Below are 1,206 nucleotides of genomic sequence, written 5' to 3'. Positions count from 1 at the left end.
GCCGGTGCGGCGAGTGGGGGTACCTCCTGCTCGAGCGGAGTCGAGAGCGTGGGGGAGCGTGCCGGGCGTCGCGACGGGGCGAACGTTGCCTGCCGCGGCACTAGCCTGGGTGCCATGACCTGGCGACATTGATCCACCAGCCGTGCCTCCCGAGGACCGCCTCGGGCGCCGTACCCCCGGCGTCCGATCCGTCCTCGCCGGTCATGGCGGCCGAGGTCGTGGACGGTGACGCCGACCCGCTTGCCCGCGGCGCCCGGCAGGTCGGAATCGGTGATGACGCCGGAGACGACGGCGACCTTGCCCCCGGTCAGCAGGCAGTCGACCTTCACCTCGGCCCGGGCGCCCTCGCCGTTCAGGTAGTGGCTGAACTCGAAGGTGCCGGTGGCCTTGGACGGGTCGGCCTTGTCCTCGTCGGCCAGGTGCGCGTCGAAGGAGAACGTGATGTCGTCCCCGCCCGAGCGGTACAGCTTGGCGGTGCCGGTGAGGGCTGCGGCCTCCCGCTGCCGGGGCGCGTCCGACGCCGCTGTTTGCTGCCGGGGCGGGTCCGACGCGGTCGCGGCCGAGGCCGCCCCGGCCGTGAGCAGGAGCGCGGAGCCGAGCACGACGATCTTCGTACGGCGCTTCATTTCGTTCCCTTCCGCAGGTCGTGGGGACAGCTCTTACGCTTCCGGCCCGGCGCGGCGGGAACATCGCGCCCGGGGCGGTACCCCGCCTCCGCCGTACGGCGGGGGAGGCCGCGGGCGGCTGCGCTCCGAGACGGAGTGGAAGTCCGACCCGAGGCGCGCAACGAATCGCCGCCCGGCCCCGCGCGCACGCAACGAACCGTTCACCGGCGCGCAACGGCTCCTTCTTGTCCGCCCTGGTCAGCCGCCCGTACCGTCTACGTGGCCCCTCCAACCACCCTTCCGCCCGGTGAGGAACACCCATGCGCACCGCCCTGCTCCAGAGCTCCGGCAGCCCCGGCTCGACCGCCGGGAACCTCAAGGTCCTCGACGAGGCCGCGGGCCGGGCCGCCGCCGCGGGCGCCGGGCTGCTCGTCACGTCCGAGCTGTTCCTGACGGGGTACGCGATCGGCGACGACATCGGCCGGCTCGCCGAGCCCGCCGACGGCGACTGCGCGGACGTCGTCGCCGAGATCGCCACGAGCCACGGCCTGGCGATCGCCTACGACCGCGATCAGGTCGGGCTGGGTCGCATTGATCGTCT

At 73.6% G+C, this 1,206-nt stretch carries 1 protein-coding gene and 1 pseudogene; one reads left to right on the top strand and one right to left on the bottom strand.

The genetic code is table 11. The features are described 5' to 3' along the window. Nucleotides 1–197: 197 nt before the first annotated feature. Nucleotides 198–626 (bottom strand): annotated as a pseudogene (locus ABZ281_RS49925) (Repetin); the annotation flags it as partial. 299 nt (nt 627–925) lie between these two features. Between ABZ281_RS49925 and ABZ281_RS49920 the strand changes: the two are divergent. Next, nucleotides 926–1,206, top strand: a 281-nt coding sequence (locus tag ABZ281_RS49920; RefSeq protein WP_356665532.1) for a nitrilase-related carbon-nitrogen hydrolase, incomplete at its 3' end; no start/stop codon positions are given.

It is taken from the genome of Streptomyces sp. NPDC006265 (genome assembly GCF_040613555.1).
Taxonomy (GTDB): Bacteria; Actinomycetota; Actinomycetes; order Streptomycetales; family Streptomycetaceae; genus Streptomyces.
This window is presented reverse-complemented; position numbering and strand designations above follow the sequence as displayed.